The organism is uncultured Victivallis sp., assembly GCA_944389935.1.
In the GTDB taxonomy this organism is placed as follows: domain Bacteria; phylum Verrucomicrobiota; class Lentisphaeria; order Victivallales; family Victivallaceae; genus Victivallis.
The window spans coordinates 1-22,328 of record CALXOE010000009.1; the positions used below are offsets into that span (position 1 = coordinate 1).

Here is a 22,328-nt window from a genome sequence, read left to right on the forward strand (position 1 = left end):
TTTTGCTGAAATATAAGTTGCATCCAGAACCATCATCTTTCAACTTTTTCTTTTCCTATGGGATGGCTGTGAAAATTCTTCTTTCTTTATTATAGACGCATTTCCGGGAAATACAATCGGTTGTTCTACATGGAAATTCTGCTGGAGATGAGGTTGGGAAGTTGAAAAGTCGCGCAAAGACGTGTATTGTTCCGCGATATTCCGGAACACGATCAACCAGAAAGGGGAGAACAGATGGATCCGGCCATCCAGAAAATGATTCACGGCTTCCGCCATTTCCGCAAAACCTATTTTTCCGACAGCACCGAGCTCTATTCGCGCCTCAGGCACGGCCAGATGCCCGCCGCACTCATGATCGCCTGCTGCGATTCGCGCGTCGACCCCGCCCATGTCACCCGAAGCAATCCCGGGGAGATGTTCGTGATCCGCAATGTCGCGAATCTCGTGCCGCCTTATCATCCGGACTCGACGTTTCACGGCGTGAGCTCCGCGATCGAATATGCCGTCTGTGTGCTCGAAGTCAAGCACATCATCGTGCTCGGCCACTCCGGCTGCGGCGGAATCCACACCCTCATGTCCGAGGAGTGGCACAATCATCCGTCGGAGTTCCTCACACGCTGGCTCACGCTCGCCGAACCGGCCCGCCACCGGGTCAAAGAGCGTCTCGGCGACAGGCCGGAGGAGCTCCAGCTGCGCGCCTGCGAGGAGAGTTCCATCCTGCTTTCCATGGAAAACCTCATGACTTTCCCGTGGATCCGCGAACGGGTCGAGGCCGGTAATCTTAATATCCACGGCTGGTACTTCAACCTGCACGAGGGCGAACTCTACGATTACGACTCCGAAAAAGAGGAGTTCCTCCCGCTCGCCGGAGAGTCCGATTTCCTCTGAACCGCGCTCCTCAGCAGGGGAGAATTTCCAAAAGCATCTCCCCCTCCGTCGGCGGAGTGACCGGACGCATCCAGAGCTCTTCGGAAACGTGCGGCTCCTCCCGCAGAAGTTCCGTCGTCACCGGGTCGTACCAGCGCAGCGTATACGTTCCGGCGGGCAGCGAAACGGCGAGCCCTTTCCCCGCCGTCTCCGCCGCATACGCGAGAAAGTGTTTTCCCCCGAGCGCCAGCGCCGCCGCCCGGCAGTCGGGCCGGAATACGTGGAACGCCGGACGCGCACGGGAGAAGTCGAATTTCCCCAGAAACTGCGCGAGCGCCGCCAGTTCGCGGTGAAAACCTTTCCCTCCGCCGTGCGTGCACCCGGCGGAACAGTGTTCCGCCCCGTCCGGCGTCTCGACCGTATAGGCCATATCCAGATTGCTGTACCCCGCCGCCCCCGCCAGCAGCGCGAGCCACGCCTCCTGCCGGTAGGGGCGGTTCGCAGAGCCGCAGAATCCGGTCTCATCATCGACGATCGGCAGATTTCTATGCCAGTTGGCGGGCGCGCACTCCGGGCGCATGTAATGGAAATTCAACACATCCGCAGCCGGAACATCGTCAAACGCGCAGGAAAAGGTATTGTCGACGTTCCACGCGACGGGTTTCCCGGGAGCGAGAGTTTTGACGAATTCCGCAAGTTCCTGCTGAAAACGGAGCACCGGCGCCGAATCGCGGACCATCCAGTACGGTTCGTTGACGAGTTCGATGATGACGTTGTCGAAATCGTTCAGCTGCTCGAGGACCAGGCGCACATAACGCTTCTTCTCCGGCGTCAGGGCGTTGAAGAACTCCCGGCGATCGACCGCCGGATCGTAAAACGGGGAATCCCGATAGTTGTTCTCGTTGTAAAAGACGCAAAACAGCGTGAACTCGACGACGATGCCCGCCGCGTCGGCAGTCGAAAGAATATCGCGCAGCCGTGCGACATATTCGGGATGCAGCCGTTCCCTCTCCGGCCCGGCGAAGAGCGGTACAAGCTGTCCGGCCCCCGGCGCAAGCGGATTCGAGTCGAAATTGAAATCGCTCGACCGCTCGAAGTAGCTGCCGCCGAACAGCCGGGTCTGATTGAAGCCGTTCTTTTTGAGCTCACGGAAATAGCGCTGGAAATCGAATGCGCGGTTGATCAGAGCGCCGTAATGCTCGGCGGAACTGATCAGCAGCCGAAGTTCGCCGTTGATCGTAAAATAATGCGGATTGACGCTCGAAACGCCGATCACCGTTTCAGACATGGCTCGCCTCCCGGTTCTGGATGATGAATCTATCAATCGCGGCATGAAAAATGCCCGGCCTATTTAGAAATAGCACATCGGAGCGTTTTTTTCAAATCCGGCAACGCAAAACATGTTCCCGGCTGTTCCGGGGAAAAAATACGGCTTTTCCGCCGGACCACTGGCAAAATTTCTCTCACCGGTGTATCTTAATGGAAAACCGGACGGGGAATCGATGCGCACACTCTTTCTGACACTCCTGCTGTTGACGGCGGCGGCCTGCTCCGCCGGAACTCTGCTGCTCACCGACTCCGTTCCGGTATTCGACCGGCCCGACCAGAATGCGAAAGTCCTGCGCATCCAGCCGCCGGGTCCCGTGGAATTTCAGGGGGAGCCGTTCACCGGGTTCTCGGCGCAGCACCCGCTCGCAACCGCCAACACATTCTACGCCCTGCCCGGCGGGGGCTTTCTCTCACCGGAACTTGTGAGCGAAACCGGCGTCGACGGGAAACGCGAGATCGTCCAGGTGCTGCCGCAGCCGATCGTGCGCATGCTCCTGACGGTCATATGCGCGGCTGCGATCGGAGTTCTGCTGATCGGTTATCTGCGGCGGCGGAAACCGCTCCCGGACAGGCCGCCGCTCAACTCCCGGCAGGAAGCGCTCATTTTCATCGCGCTCATCGTGCTGGTCCGGCTGCTGCTGCTGTCCGACACTCTGCTCACCTGGCAGAACGTCTTCGCCGCCGCGGCGGATGAGAACGGCTACTTTGAAACCGCCGCCGACATGGCCGCGGGCGAATTCTCCGGGCCGTGGAGCTTCACGATCGGAACGGGGCTGCTCTATCTGCCGTTTCTCTTCGCGACGGGTGCGGAGTGTTATTACGACATCGCGATTCCGTTCTCGTACTTCTCGGGATACGTGCTCGCCCCCGGAGCGCTCGTGCTCGGATTTCTGATTCTGCGCCGTCTCGGGTTATCGAATCTCAAGGCGGCGCTCCCGATGCTCGCCTGGGCGGCGTGGCCGTTCTTCCACTTCCACGTCGAACTCTGGAATCAGGGAGTCTTTCAATCCATTTTCGCAACTTCCGGCGGCAGTGCGTGGTTCTTCTACGGGACGCTCATCAATGCGGGATTCAACGCCATGAGCGATACGCCGAGTCTCTGCGCCGTCCTCGGCTCGATCGCGCTCGCGCTGTACATGCCGCCGAAACGGCGGTTCGTGCTGCTGCTCGGATTTCTCTTCGGCTTCAGCTGCCTGCTGCGGATCAACAACATCTTCTTCGCGCCGCTGCTCGCGTGGATCGCGGCGGGGAAGTTTCCGGACGCGCTGCGCCATCCGAAACAGCTCGGACTCCTCGTGCCGCTTGCGGCGGCGGGGTTCTTCGCGGCATTCGGCATCCAGCTATGGATCAACTTCCACCAGTTCGGCAACCCGATGACCTTCGGCTACGTGCTGCACTACCCCGATCTAGCGGACGGGCTGCGGCCGGTCAACGGTTTCACGCTCCGCACGTTTCTCGAGGGGCGCAACATCCGTTTCCTCGCAGGCGCAAACCACGCCGCGTGGACGCTCGGAATCACCGGCATGCTGCTGCTGCGCAATGCGAAACTGCGCAGCACGTTCGCGCTCTGGAGCGTACCGGTCATCTGGTTCTTTTTCGGGTACAGCCACACATTCTGCGACGCGCGCCGCTTCGTCTTCGGCGCATTTCCCGCCATGCTTGCGGCGTTTGCCGCACTCGAGTGCTGGAATGAGATCTCCCCCCGGGAACTCGCAGTCACGCTCTTCCTCGCAGGCGCCGCGACGCTGCTCGTGCTGCCGGCCGGTTCCGGCATCGCATTTCTCCCGTTCGGGCTGCCGCAGGAGCTCGGGCCCTGGCTCTATCTGATTCCGGCTGCGCTCGTTCTCTGCGGAATCCGTTTTCTGCTGCGGAAAAATATTCAGGCGGGAGCACTCTGCATCCTGCTGCCGCTGCTGCTGCTCTTCGGACACCCCTATCTCTACGCCGCACTCCTCGCAATCATTCTGCTGCGCGTGTTCTTCTCGCTGCGCGCCGCGACGATCCCGTGGGAAACCTCCTCATCCGTTTCCGAGAGAGCGGACGAGGAGTCTCCCTCCGGGAAACCGGACACTCAATCTCTTTCCAGGAAATAGAGGTTCGTCCCCGGAGCGTCGAATGAATCCGTGAAAGAGTCCGTATCCTGCGCGACGACCCGGTTGTCGAAGATCTCAATGACCCGTCTGGCCCGGAACGGAAGCCGGATCTCCCGGACGCCCCCGGTCCCGCAGTGAATCGACAGCAGCTCGGCGGACGCATGAAACGCCGCATCCTGCACGTAAATGTGCACTCCGGCCAGATTCGCCAGCCGGCGAATCTCCGTTTCCGTCAAATCGTTCGCCTCAGGGGCGTAGACCTCCGTCCAGTTCTCCTGTTTCCGAATGTGAATGCCGGGAAGTCCCTCCGGAAATCCGGTGAAACGCTCGACATTCTCCGGCGCATACGCCCCGTTGCGGATGATCCCCGCCTGATGGAGAAAGACCACCGTTCTTCCATCGCAGCAGAGCTTCTCCCGGAGCAAGGTTTCTTTCGCATCGTCCATCACGACCAGATTCTGGAAGATCACCAGCCGGTAACGGGAGAGGTCCACGTGTTTCAAATCCTCCCAGGTCGCCGTATCCGCCGGCAGTCCGGCCGCGGAAATGCGGTTTTCCAGCTCGCCGAAACGGCGTATCTGCGCCTCACTGTGCAGCTGATAATTGCTCTCCGGATCGATCACAAGCAGAATCTGGGCGGCGGAACCGGAGGAGCGGGCGGCGTACTCTTTCCACACCTCGACGGCACGGCGGATCATGGCGCGGGTCTCCTCTGCCCGATACATTCCGCCCCAGATATTGAAAAACCAGAATGAGAGCCGGTTGACCATGCACATGCCGAGTTCCCGCTTGAGTCCGGCGACATCCTCCTGCGGATTTTTCCAGCCGTTCCAGATTCCACCGGAAAGGGTGAAGTAATCCGTGAGCTTCAAATTGGCGTCACTGGTAATGCGGTCGCATTCAAACAGGAAATTGATCTTTCTGCGACGCAGCATCTCCGTCACGCCGATGTAACCGGAATTGCCGCCGATGGCGAACGGCCGGTTGCAGGCCGCACCGATCACGAAATCCGGCGGAGCGGTGTCGAGCACCCGTTCGCAGTCGAGCTGTCCATAAATTCCGCTGTTGCGGATATGTGAATAGAAGATGCCGATCCGTGCCTCCTCCCGGATCCGGGAGCGGGTTGCGGTGATGAATTCGATCGCCAGATCCGCCGTCGATGCGTTGACATACCGGAGCCACGCCGGGAAATTCGCCTCCGTATCCGGATCGTAGACCGCATCGTAACGGTGAGAGACGCCGGGATAGATCAAAGGCGGAAGATACTCTCGGGGCTCATATTTCTCACACCACTCCCGAAAATGGAGGACTTTCCAGGTCGTGAGTTTTTCATTCGCGTGTTCGATCCACTCCAAAGTGCGTCCGCAGGCGATCACATATCCTGCCACCCGCTCTTTCCAGCGGGATTCACAGTGATCGAGGAAAGCGTACAGATAATTCATTGTAAGTTCTTTCCACTGTTTGTGATAATGGCAGTCGCTCAGATTGTAGAACGAGTCCATCGAGAGTTCCCGCGTGAGCCAGAGCGGAGAATTCAAATCGACGGTCGTGATGAACCGCGCGGATGGATGATGAGAAAGAAGCTCTTCAAACTGCTGGTCGAGGAGGTCGAAATCATAAAGATGTTCCCGTTTCCAGATCAGCGGATAATCGGAATAAGGCTCCCCCAGCGAGTTGGCGGTGTTCATCGGGGAGATTTCGATCAGATCGATTCCCGCATCCCGCATGAATTCCAGCGTTTTCCACTCCGTGTGCAGAAATTTCCCGTAAGGAAGACGATAAAGCAGCATCGTGTTTTCCATTTTCACACTCCTCTAAATCCCTTTTTCTTTCCTCTCTGTTGTGGTTTGTCAGCCGTTTCCAATCCGGGAAACGACTCACAGGGTGACGTACTGTTTTCCCCGAAGCTCCTCCTGCGCTCCGTTGATCAATCTAAAATTCACGCTTGTCTTTTCTCTATTATATGCTATTTTCTACAAAAAGAGAACCGCACCTGCATTATAAAAGATTCAAAATACAGTCAAAAGGATTCAACATGCCGAATCTGTTGCAAAACCAGCACGGAGATCTGTACAGTCCGGGTTACTATCAGAGTATGAAAATGCAGTTTCATACCTGGCCGACTGCCGCAATGTCCGCCAGGAGTCTTTTTCTGAGAAGCGGCTTCGAGGTGGAACGCAACGGGTCGAGCTATTTTCAGCACAACCACAACCCCGACCTTGCCATCGAGCTGGTAACCGCCGGAGCGGTCGTCTACGAGGATGATCACTGCGCGGCGAAAGTTTTCCCGGGAGAAATCTATCTCGTTCATCACAATGCGGATACGATTATCCGAACCGACGAGGGGCGTTTTTACCGGAAAAAAGTCCTCTGTCTCACCGGCAGCCTGCTGGACGCCATCGTCGAATCGCTGAAACTGGTGGGAATGCGCCATTTGAAACCGGAGAACCCGGCGGAGTTCGAGTCGCGCATCGACTCCCTGCTCAAACAGCTCTGCTGCAAAGAACACGATTCCGAATCGCGCATTGCGGGGGATGTGTATGAGCTTCTCTTTCAGCTGGCGGAATGTTTCCACTCCAAACGCAGCGCCTTTCCCGCGCCGCTGCTTGCCGCATTGGACTTCATAAACAGTTCGTTTCAACACAAAATCTCGCTTGCGCAGATCGCGTATAACGCGGGAGTGAGCCAGTCTACCCTGGTTCGTCTGTTCCATCGTCATCTGGGGAAGCATCCGATGGCCTGGCTGATCGATCTCCGGCTGGAAATCGCCAAATCCATGGTCACAGCCACCGATCTTCCCATCAAGGAAATCAGCTGGCGGTGCGGTTACGCCTCCCCTTACTATTTTTCCACGGCGTTTCGCGGGAAATACGGCTGCTCCCCGCGGGAGTTCCGCACCACTTGCCTGCCTCCCGGTTGATTGCGAATCAGCCCCTGTCCTCTCCGCGTCCAGGAATCACCCAAAAAAAATCCGTGGCAGGATTGCATTTCCCCCAAAACAAGCTATATTATACTTCCAAAACAAAACTATTCCATTTTGGAAATGAATATGGATTTGACCTCATTCTGTCGGATGCACGGACTCGTCGAGGATCTGCGGCGAAAATGCGTGATTGAATACTGGGAACAGCGCAATGCCGACGATCCGCTCGCGCAGTTCGGGCCCCGGCTGCTGAATCACCTGAGCGCGATTCTGCGAAACGAACCGTGTTCGCTGCACGATGTCATGCGCCATACCGGACTGTCAGCGCCGGCGGCCTCGGCTTTTGTGGCGAAACTCGTGCGGGCGGGAATCCTGCGCCGTGAGGTCAATCCGCAGAACCGCCGCAGCGTGCTCATCACGGTGGAGCCGGAATTCCGCAGAAATCTCGCGGAAATCGACGCGAAATTCCAGGAGCACGTCGCAGAACTGTTCCGTTCGGCCACATCTGCGGAACTTGAAGCACTGGAGACCGTGGGAGATTTGCTCCGTCGTCTCCTCGAATCGAAAGAAAATCAATCATGCTGAAAAATGACGATGCCGTCTACACCCGGGGTTCCATTCAGGGAACCATGCTCAAAACCGGATTTGCGATGCTGGCCGGAACGCTCGCGATGTCCGGCTACAACATCGCCGACACCTACTTCGTCGGACAGCTCGGCAAGTCGCCGCTGGCCGCGATGGGGTTCACGTTTCCGGTCATCATGCTGATCGGGTGCCTCTTCCGCGGGCTGGCCTCGGGCGTGATGACGACCGCCGCCCAGGCGCTCGGAAGCGGCAGGAAGAATAAAGCGACGCGGCTTGTCACCTCCGGAATCCTGCTGATCTTCCTTGTCTCGATCGTGCTGGCGCTGCTCGGAATGGCCTCCTCGGAATGGATCTTTGAACAATTCGGGGCGACGGGTGAAACGCTCGAACTGGTCAAGGGGTATATGAACATCTGGTATTTCGGCTGCGCGACCGCGTCACTCTCGATGACCGGAAACGACCTGCTGATTGCGGCCGGAGACTCGAAAGTCGCCAGCGGCATGATGATCGTCGGTATGTTCATCAACGTGATTTTCGACCCGATCTTCATTTTCGGTTTCGGCCCGGTTCCGGCGATGGGAATCCGCGGTGCGGCACTCGCGACCATCGGCTCGCAGCTCGTCGCGACGGTGGTGGTGCTTTATGTTCTCTACAAGCGGCACGGGCTGCTCCGATTCGAGCGGATTCCGTGGCGGCAGCTCAAAAGCTCCTGGAAACTGGTCATCCGCTTCGCAGTTCCCGCCTCGCTCGGCATGCTTATGATGCCGATCGGGTCGACGATCATCACGCGGATCACGGCGGCGTTCGGCGACACGGCCGTAGCGGCGACGGCGGCGGCCGGACGGCTCGAAATGGTCGCGTTCATCTTCCCGATGGCGCTCGGCATTCCGCTGCTCTCGATGGTCGGGCAGAATTACGGCGCGCGACTCTACGACCGGATCCGGGCCTGCCGCAGATTTGCCATGCGGTTTGCATTCCTGTTCCTGCTGGGGATGGCGGTGATCTACTTTTTCGCGGCGCCGGTGCTCGTGCGGTTCTTCTCGCCGGATCAGGATGTCCAGCAGATCATGACACTGTGCATGTATATCATTCCGTGGGGGTTCGGCATGATTGAGATTCACCGTTATTCGGGATTCTTCTTCACCGGCTGCGGCAAACCGGCAGTGGCGGCGTGGCTGAATGCGCTGCGGATCATCGGGCTGATGATTCCGCTCTCACTGCTTGCGCTCTATTTGCATTCGCTCGTTGCGCTCTTCGCGGCACGGCTTGCGGCCGACGTGCTTGCCGGCGGCATCGGATATCTGCTTGCGCGGCACATGGTCAACCACCTGCCGGCAGACGGCGTTGCCCCGCAGCAGAGTGCCGCCCAGATGAAACCGGGACGCCAACTTGTGAACCGACTGCAGGTGGCCGCCACGGACCAGGCCGAACTCGACAGCGAAAGTGACACGCAATAACCAGCTCGCATACAAGGAGTTGTTCATTATGCACGACGAACTCAAACGATTTTTACGGGAGTCCCGCCACACCATCGCATTCACGGGAGCGGGAATCTCGACGCTCTCCGGAATCCGTGATTTCCGTGGAAAAAACGGCGTCTATCTTCAACCGTGGCACGGCCGGCAGGTGGAGGAAATTCTTTCGCTGGAGTGCTTTTATGAAGATCCCTCCCTCTTTTACCAATGGGCAAAGGAGTTCATCTACCGGCTCGACGATTTCCATCCCGCGGCCGTCCACCGGGTCCTCGCGAAACTCGAAGCGCGCGGCATGCTTTCGAGCATCTACACGCAGAACATCGACCTGCTGCACCAGAAAGCGGGCAGCAGAAACGTCTATGAACTGCACGGCAGCCCCGCGCATCACCACTGTCTGCGCTGCCGGAAGGAGTTCTCCTACGAAGAAATCGCTCCGAAAGTGCTCGCCGATGAGCTGCCGCGCTGTCCCTGTGGCGGCGTGATCAAGCCGGACATCGTCTTTTACGGCGAAAATCTTAATGAGTTGCTGCTCAATCAGGCGTTCAAGGAGATGGGCGAGGCGGATCTGCTGCTCGTGCTCGGCAGCAGCCTGACCGTACAGCCCGCCGCCTCGCTGCCGCTGGCGACCCACTACGGCGGCGGTAAAATCGTGATTGTGAACGCCCAGCCGACGCCGCTCGACCATTACGCCGCCGCACGGTACGACGACCTGCAGGAGGTGTTCGGCGACCTCGAAAGCCGGCTCGAAAATCAGTGAGCGCCCCCCCCGGATTACGACTGCGGACTCGCAGGAACGGACGGCGGCAAAAGCTGGACCGAGCCGGTGAGGTTGTTCGTCACAGTATTGAATGCGAACGAGAGTCCCGCCTCGTTGAACCGTTGCAGAATCGTGAGATTCACCTCGGTCCGGAGCTGCTCCTCCCGATCGAAGCTCGTGGTCTTGAGCCACATGATGACCCGGATGTTCAATGCGGATGCGCCGAACTCCTCGAAGAAGATCCGGGGGAAATACTGCGGCTGATCTTTTCCCTTGAAGTCGGTCGTAATTTCGCGCAGAATCGTCATCGCCTGCTGGAGCTGTTCGGCGGAGGTTGCGTAATCGAGTCCCAGAACCAGCGCGTAGCGGATCACGCCGCGGGTGCTGATGTTTTCGATCGGCTGTTCGGCGATGCGGCTGTTCGGGATGGAAAAAATACTTTCGTTCGCGGTGATCACGCGGGTGCTGCGCATGCCGACCGACTGCACGAGGCCGTTCACGTCGCCGATCTGCACGCGGTCGCCGATCCGGAACGGACGGTCGAGAATGATGACGAGCGTACCGAAGAAGTTCGACAGCGTCTCGCGCGAGGCGAATGCGACGGCCAGCCCGACCACACCGGCGCCGGCCAGCAAAGTCGTGATATTCAGTTGAAAGATGCTCTGCCCGATGAAGAGCACGGTCACGACTGCGAGGACGATCTTCAGGAGCTTCCGCGTGATGTCGACCATGAGCGAATCGAGACTGTTGTCGGGGCGCTTCGCGAATGCGCGCATCTTCACGTCGAGCAGCGTAATGAGCTGGAATCCGGCGCGGGCAGCGAGGAGCGTGATCCACGTGAAGAAGAGCCGTGCGTCGAGCGGATAAAGTTCCGGCAGCGAATGGAGCACCGGCAGCAGAAAGAGGAAGATGACGCCGGACACCGCCATCAGGATCACCGGTCCGGAAAGTGCCGCGACGAACTGCCAGCGCATTCTGCGGCATTCGGCGTCGCTGCGCGCGACGAGCCACCGGAGTCCGAATGCGAGCGCGGCACCCGCAAGAATCGCGATGCCGGAAGCGATGAGCAGAGTGAAAATCGCATCCTTTTCCCGAACAAACCAGTTTTCCGCCTCAGAGAAGCGGCGATCGACTTTTGCGGCGATCCGCTCCTCGTTCAGAACGGGAAGAGCCTGTTCGCCGGAGAGGATCCGGTCGAGTTCGGTATCCTCCTCCCGTTCTTTTGCCGGAGCGGGATTTTTCTTCTCCGAACTTGTTTCAGCGGCACTTTCCGGCAGCTCCGGCAGCGACAGCGCCTCCTCGGCCGGTGCAACAACCGCGGCCAGACAGAACATCAGAACCCATATCATACGCCTCATGACAAATCCCTCCAAATCCTTACAGTATCCCCGGAATTGAAGTTTGTCAAGAAAAAACGCCGCATCCGGTCGGGGATGCGGCGAAGAGCGGACTTTTCCGGTTATTTGAACGGGTGGCCGCTGATCTCGATCTCGTCGAGCATGCCGCCCCGGTCACTCGGGAATTCCAGCTCGATCCGGACGAACCTCGCCCGGATGTCATCGAGCTTCAGCACAAGTTCCCGACGCTCGTTCCACCGGGGATCTGAGACCCGCTCCAGCGTCCGGAACGTCTTCCCGTCGCCGACTGACAGCGCCACCGCCGACGGCAGAGGCTTTCCGCGATTGACCAGCGTCACAGTCGTAAGTTCGTAATCCCGCTTCAAGTCGAACTCCACGACAGATTTCTTCGTCAGAAATTCGACGCCCCAGTCCCAGTCGTTTCTCCGGTTCGTCAAACCGTTGCCGCTGCGGCCGGGCTCTTTGCGGTTTCGCGGATCTTTCACCGTGGAATCTCCGTTCAGATAACGGTATTCGGCCCCCGTCAGCAGCGTGAATTCCCGGAACGTGTTGTCCGCTCCCTCGTTGTCCGAGAGCAGCAGCTCGTACTTCGTCAGGTCAAGACCGATCGTGACGACCATGTTGTTGATCGCAATCCGTTTCCCTCCCCGCTCGTAAACGCTCACGAGCGGATAGGCCCGGTTCGGCTGGTAAAACCCGCTTTTCTCCGGAATCGTCACCAGAAATTCATACTCCAGGATCTCACCCGGCGCAATGTTCCCGACTTCGTAAGAAGCCGGTTCCACGTTCCAGTCGCTCAATACATTGAGCTTCAGCGTCCCGCCGGAAATCTCTTCCGAAGACGGATTCGCGATCTGGCTCTTCACACGGAAAGTGTTCCCCGGGATCAACTCGACGGTGTGGACGTCATGCTCGGCGTGAGCGGAGACGCCATCGACGTACTGACCCAGCAGAGGAGCATGATCCTCAAAGAGATAAAGCATTCCGGAAGTTGCGATTTCCGGCATCCGGAATACCCCGGTGTTACCGCGCATCTCGAATTCCACGGGCTCGAGTTTCGTCGACTCCGCCGGCGCCCAGAACGCCGTCCGGTACTCCCGGCCCGCCGGAAGATCGATCGAGAGTTCCCCCGCGGGAACCGGAAGATTCGTCACACCGGCGATCATGATTCCGATGTTCTTTTTTCCGTCGGTCAGCGGATATTCGACCCGCAGAAGTTCGCTCCGGTCTCCGAACCGGTATCCGGGCAAGACCTTTGCCGACGCCAGCCGATCCGCCAGCCACTCCGCGATGACCTTGTCCGAAACGCTCTCCGGGCGCAACGCTCCGAGCCGCGTGTTGAACCAGAGCGAAACCCCTTTTCCGAAATTGTTCCGGACGATCCATGCCCCTTTGAAATTCCGGAACACATCCTGTTCATTCTCAAGTTTTCCCGTCGTAAGATCCGCCACGATCCGGCCATCCCCGCGAATCACGTTTCCGTAGCGCGTGTTGTACCAGAGATCGTCCGGCGAGACTTCGATGCCGGTGTAGACGCCCAGGAACTTCACCCCGAGCACATCGGCCAGCCCCTCCGTTACCTCGTGGTGCTCATTGTAATGGCCCGACTGCATGTCGGCCAGCAGCACGCCGCCCCGCTTCACATAATCCGCGATCTGCCCGCACTCCTCGGCGGATAGATGTTCGGCATCGACCAGCAGCAACGCCTGATAACGCTTCATCGATTCCGGATTCAGCTTCCCGTAGGGAATCACGTCAACCCAGTACCCCATATCGCGCAGACGACGGAACACGTTCAACCGGTTATTGTTAGAATAATCCCACCAGCTCACGCCCGTATCCGCGGCCAGCAGGACTTCGCGTTTCGGCATCAGCATCGCCACGCGCGGCAGCCCCGGAACCGGGCGACTCTGCGCCATGAACGCTTCGGCCCGGTGCACCATCGACGCGAGACGCGAAAGGTAGAAGAAACGATCCCGCCGCGTCCCGTCCGGGTAGGTCATGCTGAAAGTCGCGTAATCCCGCGACGCCATGAACGATCCCATCACAAAGAAATCCGCCCCCTTGAACCCGTTCGCCATCAACCGCCAGAACGTCTGCGCGAACTGCCACCCAGGACCGGCATGATTGTTCGTCTCTGCCGAAAAGAGGCCGTAACGGTATTCGTCATCCTCCGGGTCGTCCGGCAGGATGCAGTTGTACAAGTAGTTCAGTTCGTAGGCGCTGCGGTCGCCGTGACCATACTGGTCGATGCCGTACCATCCCTGCCCGGAATCGCGGACCAGGTCTGCGAGCACCTCATGATCGAGCGCGCGGTTGCGAACGCACGCCTGCATCTCGATCGTACACTGCGTCGACTTCGAGATCACGGGCCGTTTTTTCGGGTCGGCATCGCGAATCGCCTTGAAATAATCCGCGATGAACTCCGCGTAGGCGCGGTCCTGAAACCGTCTCCAGTCGAGCCACGCGCCGGGACGTTCACGGCATTCCGACACCGCGGGGGGCATCGCCTCGGCAAAACTCCTGTAACTGCTGCCCCACGCCCGGTTCAGCCGATCGAGATCGCCGTCGTACACCTGTTCCAGATCCTTACGGAACGCGGCGAGCGCCTCAGGAGAGTAATCCGGCGGCAGTTCATATTCGTTGTCGATTCCCCAGAGCGTGATGTTGTCCGTGTCGCGTTCCAGCACGCTTTTCGCCGAAAACGCCGCCGCGTCGAGCACATATTTCCGCGTCTGCGGGTCGAAAATGGAGATCGTATGATTTCCATACGCAGTGCCGTCCGATTTCATCGCATTCTTCAGCTTTCCGTAATTCGCCGTATCACGCGAACTGTAAAGCGAATGCGCCGCCCAGAGGCAGTAGAAGTAAGTGCCTTTGTCGTCGCGGCTGTTTTTCTTGAGCTGACTCGGCTTCCCTGCGCGGAAATCGTAGCAGGTATAGATGTTCTCCGTGATATTCAGCCCGAGGAACGGGAGTTGCGAAAACGCCCGATCGCCAAGAATTCCCAGCGGAAAGAAGTTCTCCGTCCCGTGCAGTTCCGGCGTCACCTCGATCGAATAGGCGTCAATCTTCTCCATCGGGTCAAGCGCGGCGGCAGTCAGCCCGGCGACGAGTCCGGCGGCGGCAAGTAACCATTTTTTCCTCATGTATACTCCTGTTTATTGGATGTCAAGCCCGAGCACCATCAGCGGCGCACCGTCGAGCGTTAAAGTGACCTTGCCGTTTTTCGCCGGGATCGTTCTGGCGCGGCCGATCGGATCGATAACCGTGATCGACTCTCCGGAGACCGGAAACTTCACGTCATGTTTCACTTTCCAGGAGGAGACCCAGGGTTCGGGATGACCGAAATTCTTACTGTTTTTCGAGAGCGTGTATCCCTCCGTGCGGTCATAGAGAATTGCGAGTTTTCCGCGCGGCGTATCGAAAATCATGCCGCGAACCTTGCTCTTCTCCGGCTCATAATATTTCACGAACTTCGCCCCGTCGAGCGCCTCCGCGGCGGCGGCATAGGCCATGGCGGACGGCTTGAGTGAGTTATCCCGCATGAGCAATCCGTAATGATACTCGCCGTCCTTCTCGTTTACGCCGCCGATATCGTGCCAGACCCCGTCGTGCAGCTGGTAGAAGTGGATCGCCGCAACCCCCTCGGCCATGCCGAGCGCAAAAGTCAGAATCGTGTTCTCCGCCGCCTGGCGATAGGAGTCAAACCACCAGTCGTTCGGTTTGGTCTTGGCGTAAGCCTCGGTGATATAGAGCGGCTTCTCGCCGAATTCGCGCAGGAGTCGTTTCGTCTGCCGGAGGGGGCCGAGATAGTTCCAGCCGCCGGCGAGGTTGTCGGGCGTCCAGTTGCCACGCCCGAGGTGCAGACCGACGCCGTCGATCAGATCCCAACCGCCGTTCTGCTGCAGATACTTGTGCATCAAGCGGAGAAATGCGACATCATTGTTGACGATTCCCTGGGAGACGATCTTGAAATCAGCCCCTTTCCGGTCGCGGGCGCGCCGCAGATCGGCGGTCAATTCCGCATAGACGCGGGCACGCCGCTCACGTTCTTCGCCTTTCTGATTCATGTTCCACTCGTTGCCGAATTCAAAAGCGGGATTCCGGTTCGTCACGAGTTTGTCGATGAACTTGTCGCGCGCTTTCATCCAATCTTCGGTCGAGATGCGGGGACTGACGTTGCCGTGCCCGAACGCGACCATCCCGTACTGTTCGGCGATGCGGTTGTCTCCCTGGCGCAGATGGTAGACTCCGAGCCGCCGCATGAGTTCAAACACCTGCTTTCGGTCCGGAACATCGAAAAAGGCCGCGATTCCGAAAATTCCCTCCGCGCGATGCCGGAATTCAAATGGTGGCAACACTGCGACGTTCGTACGGGAGAAAACCTCTTTTCCGCCGGCTCTGGCGGCGGCTTCGACAAAAAAGAGATTCCGATCCGTCGCAGGAAGTTCAAATGCAAACTCCTGCGTCCGATAAGGTTCCGCCATGATCGGGAGTTTTTCATTGAGCAGCAGTTTCCCGTCGAAGTCGCGGGCCGTGACAGTGAGCGTTGCGCCAGGCAGCTTCGCCGCGGTCACATTGGTCACCGTCACCGTGAATTTCGCCGGGACGTCACCGGTCTCGAACAGATGGAATGGTTTTGCGCTCCCGAATTCGACCGAGACCGGGCGGTCGTGAAAATAAGCCGCAGCCGCCGCACCGGAAAATGTTTTCGGCGTCAGGAAGAAACAGGGTTCGGCAAACCGCTCCCGGCTTCCCTCTTTCTCCGGCCGGAAACTCAAATGCTGCATATTCGTATCCGACCATCCGTGGTGACCGGTCACAAGCATCCAGAGCGAAAACTCCCCCTTGCCGGGGAAAGCCCGGAAATAGCCGTCCCGCACTTCATACGGCACCCCGCCATGGGGATGGCGCGTCCAGAGCCCGGATTTGTACAGCTCGCCTTTTTTCGTGCCCGCCACCGGACGGACAGTCAGCTGTGTTCCGCCGACATCCATCGATTCCGGAGCAGAGAGCCGATACCGTGCCTTGAGAATCTTCGGGGTCGCCGTGTAAACCGCGGAAAAGTCAACCAGATGTTCCGGATCGTTTTCCGTCTTGTAGGTGACGGCGATTTGATTCTTTCCGTTTCTCCGGGCGGAAACCCCGTTCCCGGCCTGCGGGTTTCCCCAGGCGATCCGCAGCGTCCCGAGTTCGAGCATGGGGGTTCCGTCACAATCGGAGATGAGAGCTTTCCCGTCCTCAACCGAAAACCGGTAGGCGGGCTGTCGCACCTCGATCTCCGCAGCCGGGACGGCCACCGCCCCCGTCATCGTCAATGCCAGAAATTGAGACAAAAATTTCCACATCATCATTCTTTCCTCAAATGAATTACAGTCAAACCGGCCTGGATGCTAATTTGCGGATGGATACCAGAGTTCGCCGAACGTCCAGTTGCCTTTCTCATACCAGGAACGCAATGGATTGCTCCAGATGCCACGGGGATTTACGCCGAACTTGAGCGATTCGACATGCCCGTCCACCATCCCGAAATTGGTTTCCGTATTCTGGTGGTCGCGCAAGTATTTCGGATCTTTCCCGAACCGGCTCTGAGTCCAGTTGAATTTGTTGAGTCCGTCGACAAAAAACGGCCAGGCATATTCGAGAACGAGCATGGATTTGGTGGGAGAATCACATTTCGTGATCTTCCCCCGGATTCCCTGTTTGCCCCAAGATGAGACTTTGAGTAGATTAACATTCATAGAGTAATTGGTCGACTGGTCATCCATCTCCTTGTTTCCGAGAATCCAGCCGAGACCGGGCAAAAAGTTTTCCGCGGAATCATTGTCAGTCCGGCGATGATTGCCGCGACAGAGAAACACCTTGTCCCCCATTCCGTAATTGCTGCGCAAGTGCCACATCCACCAGGTGGATTGATACTTTTGACTTGAACTGTTTTCCACGGGCAGCGCATTGTGGGTGGGCAGCTGGTCGTTGTTGTCCGACGCATACATGATCAATCCGGAAACCAGGCTTTTCATATTTCCTTTGCAGGAGGCAACATATCCGCGGGCACGGGCCTTGTTCAACGCGGGGAGCAGCATCGACGCCAGAATCGCAATGATCGCAATCACCACGAGAAGCTCGATCAGTGTAAAATGTTGTTTCCTCATTCCTTTGTCCTTTCCTGGTCTGGGGTGGATTCCATTTTTCCGTTATTCAGCAGAGCATCCGGCGCGGTCAGCGTCATGGGGACAACGACCTGAATCGGGCTCTTCTCCACACATCTCACTTTCTCAAGCATCCGCCGCGCCGACCGGTATCCGAGCTGATACGGATCGCTGTGCATGCTCACAATCTCGCTCTTCTGGCCCGGATGATGGTCGAATGCCATGAGGCAGAGGTCTTCCGGAACCCGGATATTGTGAAGCCGCAAAACCGTCAGAACCGTCTGCGCCGCTTCGATATAGCTGACCACCAACGCTTCCGGCAGATCTTTCTCCGCGATCCAGTGGTGGATCGCCTCGATGTATCCGCTCAGATTCGTGTCGGGACGCAGCCGGAAATCCGATTCCCGCACCTGCAGTCCGTGACGCTGCAGTTCGATCTGAAACCCGGCATACCGCGGGAGGTTGTGCGGGTTGAGCAGAAATCCGATCCGTTTGAATCCATGATCCAGCAGCCAGCGGCAGCAGATCTCCCCGACCTCGAAATTGTTCACCGTAACCATATCTTCGGTGTCGGAGTAGATATCGCCCGAGGTTATGAGATAATCGATCCCGGCTTCACGCAGATTGCGCCGCAGCCCCTCCGACGGATATCCGACGAGGATCACGCTGTCGCGCTCCGCCTCGAACTCCGGCGGTTCTTCCGTCCCCGCCCGCAGCGTCCGGAGCTGGAACTTCACGTTTTCACCCGCCAACCCGTCCCGGACGCCATCGGCAAGAATGCTGAAATACTCCAGCGCAAACGGGTCGCGCTGCTCCGGCAGCGGACACATCAGAAGCGTCACGGAAAATTCATACTTTTCATGCTGCGGCTGAATCAAGCTGAGAATCTCGGATTTGTATCCGAGAATCCGCAACGCATCGAGCACGCTCTGCCGCGTCCGGCGGCTGATCCCCGGATGATTGTTGATGACCCGGGAAACCGTCGATTGCGACACTCCTGCACGCAGAGCAACATCGGTCATGTTGACCGTGTTCATCCGCCTGATCGTCATACTCTCCCCTTTCGATTTTCGTTCCGTCGTGATTATTATGACACAGTTTTATGCAAAAAACAACAGTTTTGGGATATTTCTGCAAAAAATTTTAATTTTCATGAATAATTTATGCAATCCCCGGATGGTTGAATCCCCCTTGCAAAACCGTTCCGGCCATGCTATGTTACATGTGGAACTCCATCTGGAAAGGGTTGACCATGAGATATTTCGTCCGGTTTCCCGCTGCGGTTTTCCAGCTCCTCCGCCTCGCGTGTCCGGCGGCGGAGACTCCGACTTCTGGTGGAGCACTCCATCTGAGCCACCGGAAACCGCAGGAGCATAATTTCAGAACAGGGCAGAAGAGAAATCCAATGCAGAGAAAGGAGGCGCTTCCATGAAAATCAACTCCCGGAATATCGCAAAAGTTCTCCTCTGGACGGTGATCGCCTATGCCTGGCTGACGGGGACGCTGATCATGTCCGCCCTCTATCTGGCACTCTCGACAATGCTGAATGACGGGCATCCGTGGCCATACAACCCTCTGTTGCTGTTCGGGTTGATTCCGCTCGTGATCGCCGGAGGGCTGGCGGGAGTGCTTCTCCTCGCCGCCCGGCTGGCTGCGGTCGATCTCCGGAAGCTGTTCCGCAGCTGGGAATTTTACACCGGACTCGGGATCTCGTTCGCGACCGCGGCCGGGCTGTTCGCGGCTGGCGCAATGTTCTCCTGAGCGCCCGGAATCTTGCGCGCCCGCTCGTCCCGCGTCCAATGCCGGACCATCCCCGCAGGGACCGCGCCGCGGCTTTTTCACCGGATTTCCGACCCGATTCCGGGGGGAGGAAGTTGAAAAGCCGTTGAAAAGTGCTACCTTATACAAGGATCGCCGAACTCCGCGGCATGACCGGGGAAACGGAAAACAGACGGAATCGTCCGTCCCCTCCGGAGCGCTCGGCGGGAAGCAACAGAAATCGTACCATGCGAAACGTGACAAACCGCAAAATACTGGTCACCGGCGGCGCCGGATTCATCGGATCGAATCTGGTGGAAATGCTGCTGAACCGAGGCAACGAAGTCGTCGTCCTCGACAACTTCATGACCGGCAGACCGGAGAACCTCGCGCCGTTCCACGGCAACCGGAACTTCCGGCTGATCGTCGGGGACATCCGCGACCTTGCCAAATGCCGTGAAGCGGTTTCCGGCGTGGATTTTGTGCTCCACGAAGCCGCCCTCGGCAGCGTGCCGCGTTCGATCAAAGACCCGATTACCACGACGGAGGTCAATATCAGCGGTTTCGTCAACATGCTGTTCGCCGCACAGGAGGCGCGGGTCAAACGGTTCGTCTACGCGGCGAGCAGTTCGACCTACGGCGACAGTCCGAACCTGCCGAAAGTCGAACACGAAATCGGCAGACCGCTGAGCCCCTACGCCATCACGAAATATGTGAACGAACTCTATGCCGAGAATTTCAGCAGATTGTACGGGATCGAGACGATCGGGCTGCGCTATTTCAACGTCTTCGGCCGCCGACAGGATCCCTCCGGCGCCTATGCGGCGGTGATCCCGAAATTCGTGCAGAGTCTGATGAAGCACGAGAGCCCGGTCATCAACGGGGACGGAAGCAACAGCCGCGACTTCACCTATATCGACAACGTTCTTCAGGCAAACGAGTTATCACTTCTCGCAGAAGATCCGGCCGCGGTCAACCAAGTCTACAACATCGCCTGCGGCGAACAAACAACGCTGAATGAGCTGTTCACTCTTCTGCGGGAATTTTTGTCCGCCTGCGATCCGGAGATCGGCAAAATCGAACCGATCCACGGCCCGGCCCGCACCGGAGACATCCCCCACAGCCTGGCCAGCATCGGCAAGGCGGCGTCCCTGCTCGGTTACGCCCCGGAATTCGACGTCAGACGGGGCTTGAAAGAAGCCGTAAACTGGTACGTCGAAAACCTGTGACAGCTGTTCCCGATCCGGAATGATATCCGGCCGTTTCAAAGACGTGGATTTGCAATCGAATTTTTTTGTGCTATCTTATTTTCGACGGAATATGGTGTGACGAAGCATCAGATTGATTTTCAGTTTATTAACGATAATTGGGCGACTCTGATACCAGAATAGATGATTCCCGGAAAACATTGGTGAATTATGGCCATAATGATCCCTGCGGAATGCGATCCGACCCGGCGGCCGATGTCGGAACAGATCGTATTTGAGGCAATCAGAAAAAATCTCTCCGATGACTGGAGCGTGTTTCACTCTTTCGACTACGTCACCCGTGACCAGAGATTGATACGGTGGGATGGAGAAATCGATTTTCTGCTCTACCATCCGGTCAAGGGTTTTCTGGTGCTCGAGGTAAAGGGCGGAGCGATCTCCTATCGCAACGGGCACTGGTATCAGGAGGATCGCGAGATCGACCCCGTCAACCAGGCAAAACGGAACAAATACGCCGTCCGTCAGCTGCTCGAGGAGAGGCTGAACCGGCCGATTCCGCTCAGATTCGCCCACGCGGTCTGTTTCCCCTCCTGCGGGTTTCAGGAGTGCTGGCCGGCGGAGGCAGAAGGCATCGTCCTGACCGGTGACGCCCTGCCTTATGTGGAGCAGTTCGCCTCAAGGGTGCTCGAGGAGACGCAGATTCCCAACCGATTGGGAGGAGCGGTATCCCCCGCCGATATCATGCAGGCGTTATCGCCCGTCTTTGAATACGGGACCCGGCTTTCCGAACGGATCGCCGGAGAGGAAAAGCAGTTTTTCCTGCTGACCGAACAGCAGTGCGCTCTGCTCGGAGCTCTGACTCAGTTCAAAAAACTGCAGATTCTCGGCTGTGCGGGTTCCGGAAAAACGGTCATGGCCCAGAAAAAAGCCGTCGCGCTCGCAGCTCAGGGGAAGAGCGTTCTGCTGTTGTGCTTCAATCAGTTGCTGGCAGGGCATCTGCAGAGATCGATGAAAGGATTTCCAAACGTCACCGTCGCGGCGTTCTTTGAATACTGCATCGAAATCATGAAACTTCCGGCGGAGCAGGTGGAGAAATATCGAAACGATCCCAGACTTTACAGTGACGTACTGCCCAAACTGCTGAAACAATATATCTTCCATAAATGTCTCTGTTACGACGCGGTCATTGTGGATGAGGGGCAGGATTTTTCACCGGAGGCATGGGAGGCGATTTCGCTTCTGCCGGAAGTGGATGGATATTTTTATATTTTTTATGATCCGGATCAGAATATCTACACGAAAGAGCTCAAATTGCCGGATTTCGGAATCCCTCCCGTTGTTTTGACGCAGAACTGCCGGAACACCAGAAAGATCTTCGAGCATCTGCGCCCTTATCAGAACCTCTCCGCAACCATCTCGGACCGGGCGCCGACGGGGGCTGACGTCCGCGTGTTGTACGGTGACTGCCGCGCCCATCTCGCAGCGGAACTGGAACGGCTCGTGATGGGAGAACGGATTCCCCTCCGGGACATCGTCATCCTCGGCGCGCACACATTGGAACACACCTCCATGGGAACGGATTCCACGGTGGGGAGATTCCATATCGTGAATCGCGAAGCAGCGCTCGGAAAACTGGAGGTATCCTATTACACCTATATGAAATTCAAGGGTTGCGAGCAGAAAGTCGTGATTTTGTATGATGTGACGGATGCTGATCCGCGCTGGCGCGACCCGCGCGGGCTCTACACGGCGATGAGCCGGGCCATTCACCAGCTGATCATCCTGAAAAAAAGTTGAAGCTGGCGGCATCGCGCGGCAGAGTC

17 protein-coding genes are annotated in these 22,328 nt (G+C 57.8%); 10 read left to right on the forward strand and 7 right to left on the reverse strand.

From position 1 onward, the window contains the following. The first annotated feature begins 234 nt into the window (after nucleotides 1-234). Nucleotides 235-888, forward strand: coding sequence for a carbonic anhydrase (locus Q0J85_RS04465; protein ID WP_294478573.1), 654 nt, complete (start codon nucleotides 235-237; stop codon nucleotides 886-888). A 10-nt stretch (nucleotides 889-898) separates the two neighbouring features. On the opposite strand, the gene Q0J85_RS04470 is transcribed toward Q0J85_RS04465, so the two are convergent. Beyond that, nucleotides 899-2,155 (reverse strand): hypothetical protein, encoded by a 1,257-nt coding sequence (locus Q0J85_RS04470; protein ID WP_294478577.1) that lies wholly within the window; start codon nucleotides 2,153-2,155, stop codon nucleotides 899-901. 214 nt (nucleotides 2,156-2,369) lie between these two features. Between Q0J85_RS04470 and Q0J85_RS04475 the strand changes: the two genes are divergently transcribed. Beyond that, entirely contained in the window at nucleotides 2,370-4,289 is a 1,920-nt protein-coding gene (locus Q0J85_RS04475) for a hypothetical protein (RefSeq protein WP_294478579.1), read from the forward strand. Here the strand turns inward: Q0J85_RS04475 and Q0J85_RS04480 are convergent. Then, nucleotides 4,268-6,091, reverse strand: coding sequence for a hypothetical protein (locus Q0J85_RS04480; protein WP_294478581.1), 1,824 nt, complete (start codon nucleotides 6,089-6,091; stop codon nucleotides 4,268-4,270). The two genes, Q0J85_RS04475 and Q0J85_RS04480, sit on opposite strands and share 22 nt — an antisense overlap. A 233-nt stretch (nucleotides 6,092-6,324) precedes the next feature. Here Q0J85_RS04480 and Q0J85_RS04485 point away from each other — a divergent pair, with 233 nt between their 5' ends. From Q0J85_RS04485 to Q0J85_RS04500, 4 genes are all read left to right on the forward strand, one after another. Then, complete coding sequence (locus Q0J85_RS04485; protein WP_294478582.1) at nucleotides 6,325-7,209, forward strand: helix-turn-helix domain-containing protein; 885 nt, start codon at nucleotides 6,325-6,327, stop codon at nucleotides 7,207-7,209. A gap of 129 nt (nucleotides 7,210-7,338) precedes the next feature. After that, nucleotides 7,339-7,797 (forward strand): MarR family transcriptional regulator, encoded by a 459-nt coding sequence (locus tag Q0J85_RS04490; RefSeq protein WP_294478584.1) that lies wholly within the window; start codon nucleotides 7,339-7,341, stop codon nucleotides 7,795-7,797. Next, nucleotides 7,791-9,254: an MATE family efflux transporter gene (locus Q0J85_RS04495; protein WP_294478587.1), complete on the forward strand. Its 1,464-nt coding sequence runs from the start codon at nucleotides 7,791-7,793 to the stop codon at nucleotides 9,252-9,254. Before Q0J85_RS04490 ends, Q0J85_RS04495 begins: the two co-directional genes overlap by 7 nt. Nucleotides 9,255-9,282: 28 nt before the next feature. Then, nucleotides 9,283-10,029 carry an NAD-dependent protein deacylase gene (locus Q0J85_RS04500; protein ID WP_294478589.1) on the forward strand — a complete coding sequence of 249 codons (747 nt, stop codon included), beginning with the start codon at nucleotides 9,283-9,285 and terminating at the stop codon, nucleotides 10,027-10,029. 14 nt (nucleotides 10,030-10,043) lie between these two features. Here Q0J85_RS04500 and Q0J85_RS04505 read toward each other — a convergent pair whose 3' ends face one another. The 5 genes from Q0J85_RS04505 to Q0J85_RS04525 all read right to left on the reverse strand — a co-directional run bounded on the left by Q0J85_RS04505 (nucleotide 10,044) and on the right by Q0J85_RS04525 (nucleotide 18,591). Then, entirely contained in the window at nucleotides 10,044-11,387 is a 1,344-nt protein-coding gene (locus tag Q0J85_RS04505) for a mechanosensitive ion channel family protein (RefSeq protein ID WP_294478592.1), read from the reverse strand. A 101-nt stretch (nucleotides 11,388-11,488) separates the two neighbouring features. Continuing rightward, nucleotides 11,489-14,536: a beta-galactosidase gene (locus tag Q0J85_RS04510; protein WP_294478594.1), complete on the reverse strand. Its 3,048-nt coding sequence runs from the start codon at nucleotides 14,534-14,536 to the stop codon at nucleotides 11,489-11,491. 12 nt (nucleotides 14,537-14,548) lie between these two features. Further along, nucleotides 14,549-16,744, reverse strand: a complete 2,196-nt coding sequence (locus Q0J85_RS04515) for a hypothetical protein (protein ID WP_294478599.1) — start codon at nucleotides 16,742-16,744, stop codon at nucleotides 14,549-14,551. A 39-nt stretch (nucleotides 16,745-16,783) separates the two neighbouring features. Continuing rightward, nucleotides 16,784-17,542 (reverse strand): type II secretion system protein, encoded by a 759-nt coding sequence (locus Q0J85_RS04520; RefSeq protein WP_294478601.1) that lies wholly within the window; start codon nucleotides 17,540-17,542, stop codon nucleotides 16,784-16,786. Beyond that, nucleotides 17,539-18,591, reverse strand: a complete 1,053-nt coding sequence (locus Q0J85_RS04525) for a LacI family DNA-binding transcriptional regulator (RefSeq protein ID WP_294478604.1) — start codon at nucleotides 18,589-18,591, stop codon at nucleotides 17,539-17,541. The genes Q0J85_RS04520 and Q0J85_RS04525 overlap by 4 nt, the downstream gene beginning before the upstream one ends. Here Q0J85_RS04525 and Q0J85_RS04530 point away from each other — a divergent pair. The 4 genes from Q0J85_RS04530 (at nucleotide 18,560) to Q0J85_RS04545 (ending at nucleotide 22,302) form a co-directional block, all read left to right on the forward strand. Beyond that, nucleotides 18,560-18,916: a hypothetical protein gene (locus Q0J85_RS04530; RefSeq protein ID WP_294478606.1), complete on the forward strand. Its 357-nt coding sequence runs from the start codon at nucleotides 18,560-18,562 to the stop codon at nucleotides 18,914-18,916. The two genes, Q0J85_RS04525 and Q0J85_RS04530, sit on opposite strands and share 32 nt — an antisense overlap. 51 nt (nucleotides 18,917-18,967) lie before the next feature. Next, entirely contained in the window at nucleotides 18,968-19,300 is a 333-nt protein-coding gene (locus Q0J85_RS04535) for a hypothetical protein (RefSeq protein WP_294478609.1), read from the forward strand. 245 nt (nucleotides 19,301-19,545) lie between these two features. After that, on the forward strand, nucleotides 19,546-20,526 hold the full coding sequence (locus tag Q0J85_RS04540; RefSeq protein ID WP_294478612.1) for an SDR family oxidoreductase: 981 nt from the start codon (nucleotides 19,546-19,548) through the stop codon (nucleotides 20,524-20,526). A 189-nt stretch (nucleotides 20,527-20,715) separates the two neighbouring features. Then, entirely contained in the window at nucleotides 20,716-22,302 is a 1,587-nt protein-coding gene (locus Q0J85_RS04545; RefSeq protein WP_294478614.1) for an NERD domain-containing protein, read from the forward strand. Nucleotides 22,303-22,328: the final 26 nt, after the last annotated feature.

What these genes read in the sequence shown, in the direction of transcription:
- Q0J85_RS04510 (WP_294478594.1), bottom strand. Translation starts at nt 14,536, where the DNA reads ATGAGGAAAAAATGGTTACTTGCCGCCGCCGGACTCGTCGCCGGGCTG.
- Q0J85_RS04535 (WP_294478609.1), top strand. Translation starts at nt 18,968, where the DNA reads ATGAAAATCAACTCCCGGAATATCGCAAAAGTTCTCCTCTGGACGGTG.
- Q0J85_RS04530 (WP_294478606.1), top strand. Translation starts at nt 18,560, where the DNA reads ATGTTGACCGTGTTCATCCGCCTGATCGTCATACTCTCCCCTTTCGAT.
- Q0J85_RS04495 (WP_294478587.1), top strand. Translation starts at nt 7,791, where the DNA reads ATGCTGAAAAATGACGATGCCGTCTACACCCGGGGTTCCATTCAGGGA.
- Q0J85_RS04520 (WP_294478601.1), bottom strand. Translation starts at nt 17,542, where the DNA reads ATGAGGAAACAACATTTTACACTGATCGAGCTTCTCGTGGTGATTGCG.
- Q0J85_RS04470 (WP_294478577.1), bottom strand. Translation starts at nt 2,155, where the DNA reads ATGTCTGAAACGGTGATCGGCGTTTCGAGCGTCAATCCGCATTATTTT.
- Q0J85_RS04505 (WP_294478592.1), bottom strand. Translation starts at nt 11,387, where the DNA reads ATGAGGCGTATGATATGGGTTCTGATGTTCTGTCTGGCCGCGGTTGTT.
- Q0J85_RS04515 (WP_294478599.1), bottom strand. Translation starts at nt 16,744, where the DNA reads ATGATGATGTGGAAATTTTTGTCTCAATTTCTGGCATTGACGATGACG.
- Q0J85_RS04475 (WP_294478579.1), top strand. Translation starts at nt 2,370, where the DNA reads ATGCGCACACTCTTTCTGACACTCCTGCTGTTGACGGCGGCGGCCTGC.
- Q0J85_RS04545 (WP_294478614.1), top strand. Translation starts at nt 20,716, where the DNA reads ATGGCCATAATGATCCCTGCGGAATGCGATCCGACCCGGCGGCCGATG.
- Q0J85_RS04500 (WP_294478589.1), top strand. Translation starts at nt 9,283, where the DNA reads ATGCACGACGAACTCAAACGATTTTTACGGGAGTCCCGCCACACCATC.
- Q0J85_RS04490 (WP_294478584.1), top strand. Translation starts at nt 7,339, where the DNA reads ATGGATTTGACCTCATTCTGTCGGATGCACGGACTCGTCGAGGATCTG.
- Q0J85_RS04465 (WP_294478573.1), top strand. Translation starts at nt 235, where the DNA reads ATGGATCCGGCCATCCAGAAAATGATTCACGGCTTCCGCCATTTCCGC.
- Q0J85_RS04485 (WP_294478582.1), top strand. Translation starts at nt 6,325, where the DNA reads ATGCCGAATCTGTTGCAAAACCAGCACGGAGATCTGTACAGTCCGGGT.
- Q0J85_RS04525 (WP_294478604.1), bottom strand. Translation starts at nt 18,591, where the DNA reads ATGACGATCAGGCGGATGAACACGGTCAACATGACCGATGTTGCTCTG.
- Q0J85_RS04480 (WP_294478581.1), bottom strand. Translation starts at nt 6,091, where the DNA reads ATGGAAAACACGATGCTGCTTTATCGTCTTCCTTACGGGAAATTTCTG.
- Q0J85_RS04540 (WP_294478612.1), top strand. Translation starts at nt 19,546, where the DNA reads ATGCGAAACGTGACAAACCGCAAAATACTGGTCACCGGCGGCGCCGGA.